Origin of the sequence: uncultured Maritalea sp. (assembly GCF_937139385.1) — a bacterium.
Classification (GTDB): Bacteria; Pseudomonadota; Alphaproteobacteria; order Rhizobiales; family Devosiaceae; genus Maritalea; species Maritalea porphyrae_A.
The window spans coordinates 1-4,669 of record NZ_CAKZPW010000074.1; the positions used below are offsets into that span (position 1 = coordinate 1).

Sequence of the window (4,669 nt, forward strand, 5' to 3'; positions counted from 1 at the left end):
AACATTCAGCGCGATCAGCGCCAAATAAAGGCTGAGCACAAAATCAAAATCGTTTGTGAACAATTGTGGACCGGGAATGACATTGTGAACATAAAACACTGAAAGCATCATGGCAGTAAGTGCCTCCCCCGGAATGCCAAGCGCCAACAAGGGGATCATCGCAGCAGCAGGCACAGCATTGTTCGCCGCTTCGGATGCAACCAACCCTTCAGGCGCGCCTTTGCCAAAGTTCTCACCGTTACCTGAGGTTTTGCGGGCCAATGAATAGGAAAAGAATTGCGCCAAAAACTCCCCAACACCCGGAATCATGCCCATAATTACGCCAAAGCCGGCTGATGGAATTACGATTTTCGGCATCCGCAGCACTTCTTTAAGACCGTCAAACAAACGCCCAACAAGCGCGGGTGGCTTATTGTCTTCATCTTCACCAACCAAAAGCAAAAATGCCTGAGAGAGCGCGAAAAGTCCCAACACAACAACGATCAAGTCGATACCGGAGGCAAGCCAAGTCTGCTCAAAGGTAAACCGCTGGGTGTAGCGAATGGATTCTAAGCCAATCGTATTGATGAAAATGCCCAAACACAGCAGTGCGCCAGCTGCCAAAGCCTGTCCGCGATGGGTAACGACCACCAAAACCATACCCAGCAAGGCGGCCAGAAAAATTTCGCGCGACCCAAACATGGGCGCAACCGCTGCCAAAACGGGCGACAGGCTGATGAGCGCGATAATCGAAATGATCGCCCCACAAAAACTCGCTCCAAACGCCAAAGATAAGGCCCGCGTTGCCTCTCCTCTCTTGGTCATGGGAAAACCATCATATGTGGTGAGTGCATTCACCGCTGTGCCTGGCGTATTGACCAAAATCGCGGGGATCGCGCCGCCATACATGGATGATCCATACACCCCAAGCAGCAAGGTCAGGCCAACAATTGGCTCCATCGCAAAAGTCGCGGGTAGCAAGATCGCAATCGCAATGGCGGGTCCAACACCAGGAATAGCGCCGATCACCACCCCACCCACAGAGCCGATAAGCAAAGCAATTGCCACATCAATTCGCGCCAAGGCGCTCAAACTTGTTAAAAGGAGATCCACAAACAGCCCCTAGAGATAAAGAATAAAGAAGCTGCGCACAGCATCGGGAAGATATTCATAGGTTACGCCGCCTGGTATTTTGACCTGCAAGAAGCTTTTAAAGACCAAGACGATCAACACGCCAGTGAGCACAGCAAAGGCAAAATGCGCACGGCTTCGGTAGCCCAATCGCCATGTCATCAACATCAAAAACCCAACGGTTACCGGCAAATAGCCCACAATGGGCACCAGATAGACATAGGCCATGAACCACAGCACATATTCGCCAGCACGAAGCCACGTCAGCACTTCGGGCACAAAGCCTGGGGCCTGCAACCCATTACGATGAAACCAGAATTGTAGCATTTGGAAAAATCCAAAGATCAGCATTCCAACAATGCCGATCGCTGACCATAGTCCGGGCTGTTTTTCAATCGGCATGCCGTCAAAAAACTTAGCTTGCGTCCCCAGCTGACTGGCCAAGAACACTGCAACCAAAAACGTACAAACACCAAACCACACCAACGCAGAACTGTAAGGGGAAGAAAAATAGTCCTCGACCCTCTGTGCTTGGTTGGATTTACTGCCAATCTCATTTGTCTGGATCATGATCCGAATAATCTCGCTTTATGGTATTGGTCGGGACTATCCGCCCCGACCAATATTGCATATTTATTCGGCAAATTTGGCAATAGCTTCCGCCACAACCCCATCAGCTGCAATTTGTGCGGCTGAATCTGCAGCGTTTTTCCAGTAAACACCTGCACCTGTTTCCGCAGCCAATTTTTGCGCAGCTTCACTTGCCATTGCTTTTTTGGCAGCAGCCGCGATTTTCTCGCGCACGTCCGCTGGCGTATCCTTGTGAACAAATAGACCGTTCCACAAAGCAATATTTAGCGAAGGCTCAAGTTCCCCAACCGTTGGGCTATCTGGCACCAATGGAATACGCTCAGAGGTAACCGTTGCCAACACGTTCACCTTATCCATACAAGGCAGAATGAGCTGCAACGTGGTGTTGATCACGTCTGCATCGCCCGAAGCAAGCGTGTTACAATCCAGCGCATCAAATGCAGCGTTTGAGTAATAACGTGTGCCGTTCTTCTCACCCAACGCCATCGTCACTTGCGTTGGGATCAGGAATGATCCGAAATGCCCAAGCAACAGCTTATTGTCCTGCGAATATGCAGCCAACTCATCCATGTTTTGGTACGGCGCATTTTTGGACGCCGCAATTACAAATGGATAAGTCAGGAATATACCGACAGGCTCGAAGGGATCTGGATTAAGCGCCGGAATACCCACGTAAGGCCCAACCAGCGGCACATCCACAACAAATGATCCGATTGTGTAACCATCCGCGGGTGCGCCAGCTACTTCAGCTGCCCCCGGAAAGGGCCCTCCGCCCCCACCTGGCTTATTCACCACAGCGGCAGGCACGCCGTACATGGTTTGAAATTCTTCTGCGATCATGCGCGTAAGCACATCTTCCAAATCACCTGGTGGAAATGGCACCACAAATGAAACGGGTTTTTCTGGATATTCAGCAACCGCTGGCGAAATAATCGCCAAAACAGAAGCCATCCCCAAAAGGATTACTGAAATTAATGCGCGCATGGTTTCCTCCCTCACGGCGTCAAAAACACAATCGGTTCACTATTATCACCAACGGTGCAATTAATGGTTGCATTGTGAAACAATATGAGTCAAGATTTTTGTTAGCATGTGAATGAATTGGATATGAATAAGCATGAAAACTGTCGACAAAGCGATGCACCTCCTAAGCTATTTCACGCCATCTCAACCAGAGATCGGCCTGTCAGAACTTGCGCGCCTCGCCCAAATGGATAAGGCGACCACTCGACGCATTCTTGTGTCGCTGGGCAACCATCACTTCATCGAACAGAATCAGATCACCAAGTCATATCGCTTGGGCAGTGGTTTCTTGCACCTCGCGCGCATTCGCGAAGCAACAACGCCCATCACCGCAATTGCAACGCAGACTGTTGATTGGCTTTGCGAAACAACAAATGAAACTGCGCACGCAAGCGTTGCTGGACCAAACGCGCTGATCACCGTTGCGCATAAAGAACCCATTCGCGGCACAGTGGTGATGATTGATCCCACAGAACCACTACCCTTTCATGCCACAGCCTCGGGAATCATATTCTTAGCATTCAATGATAACAGCTTGATTGAAAAGGCATTAGCCAACCAACTCAATCGCTTTACCGATCAAACTGAAACAGACCCAGAAGTATTGCGACAGCGTGTAAGCCAAGCAAAAAATGATGGCTACTATCTCAACGAGCATGGATTTGAGTCAGACGTCGCTGGCATCGCTGCGCCCTATTTTAATGCCGATGGCACCGCTGCCGGTGCCATAGCCGTCGCCATGCCCATTTCACGCAAAACCGAAGAGTTGGTGAACAAGACCAAACGCCACGTCGCTGCAGCATCCGCTCGCATCACCACGGCCATCGGCGGCATCGTTCATCCCAATGTTCAAAAGCTGATCACCTAACATGTTCAAGTCAAATAGCAGTTCAAATACGTAAAAGGAGCCACCATGCGCGATTCAAATTTCTTGAAAGAGAACAACGCCAAACATATGTGGCACCCAATGGCGCACCCAGCCGATATGCGCTCCAATCCTCCCACCATGATTACTGGAGCAGAAGGCGTTGAAATCATCGACATCGATGGACACCGCACGCTCGATGCTGTGGGCGGACTGTGGAACGCAAATTTGGGCTATTCGGTGGATAGCATTAAACAGGCAATGACAGAGCAACTTATGGAACTGCCCTACTATTCGGCGTTCCGGGGCACCACTAATGACAAGGCGGTGGAGCTTTCCTATGAGCTGACTGAATGGTTCAAACCCGAAAAAATGGTGCGCTCATTTTTCACCTCTGGCGGTTCAGATTCAGTTGAAACCTGCCTGCGTCTAGCCCGCCAATATCACAAAGTTCGCGGCGAAGGCGAACGTACAAAATTCATCAGCCTCAAAAAAGGCTATCACGGCACTCATTTTGGTGGCGCGTCTGTCAACGGCAATGCCAATTTCCGCCGCAACTATGAACCATTATTGCCCGGCTGCTTCCAACTCCCGGCCCCTTGGACATATCGCAACCCGTTCAACACCACTAACCCGCAAGAAATTGCCAATCGCATCATTGCCCTGTTCGAAGAAGAAATTGCCTTTCAAGGTGCAAACACAATCGCTGCAATGATCATGGAGCCAGTTCTGGGCGCTGGCGGTGTAATCGTGCCGCATGAAACATTTATGCCGATGGTGCGCGAAGTGTGCGACAAACATGGCATCTTGCTGATAGCTGACGAGGTAATCACAGCCTTTGGACGAATGGGCGGTAAGACCGGGGCCGAAGTATTTGATGTTACTCCTGACATTATTAATATGGCAAAGCAATTGACTAACGGTGTAATCCCGATGGGGGCCGTCGCAGTCAAACAAGAAATTTATGATTGCTTCATGGAGCAAGGCGGCCCGGATTATGCCTTAGAGTTGCCGCACGGGTACACCTACTCTGCACACCCTATTGCCTGTGCAGCGGGCTTGGCTTCCCTAGATATTCTG

General features: G+C 50.4%; 5 protein-coding genes. 2 read left to right on the forward strand and 3 right to left on the reverse strand.

The window, feature by feature from the left end; all coding sequences use genetic code 11:
- The 3 genes from Q0231_RS03260 to Q0231_RS03270 all read right to left on the reverse strand — a co-directional run.
- On the reverse strand, positions 1–1,092 hold a 1,092-nt coding region (locus Q0231_RS03260; protein WP_299345015.1), incomplete at its 3' end, for a tripartite tricarboxylate transporter permease.
- Positions 1,093–1,101: 9 nt separating this feature from the next.
- On the reverse strand, positions 1,102–1,680 hold the full coding sequence (locus tag Q0231_RS03265) for a tripartite tricarboxylate transporter TctB family protein (protein WP_299345018.1): 579 nt from the start codon (positions 1,678–1,680) through the stop codon (positions 1,102–1,104).
- Positions 1,681–1,743: 63 nt separating this feature from the next.
- Entirely contained in the window at positions 1,744–2,685 is a 942-nt protein-coding gene (locus Q0231_RS03270; protein ID WP_269393964.1) for a tripartite tricarboxylate transporter substrate-binding protein, read from the reverse strand.
- Positions 2,686–2,818: 133 nt separating this feature from the next.
- Here Q0231_RS03270 and Q0231_RS03275 point away from each other — a divergent pair, with 133 nt between their 5' ends.
- Positions 2,819–3,592 carry an IclR family transcriptional regulator gene (locus Q0231_RS03275; protein WP_299345024.1) on the forward strand — a complete coding sequence of 258 codons (774 nt, stop codon included), beginning with the start codon at positions 2,819–2,821 and terminating at the stop codon, positions 3,590–3,592.
- A 45-nt stretch (positions 3,593–3,637) separates the two neighbouring features.
- Positions 3,638–4,669: aminotransferase class III-fold pyridoxal phosphate-dependent enzyme (locus Q0231_RS03280; protein ID WP_299345027.1), on the forward strand; the 1,032-nt coding region annotated here is incomplete at its 3' end.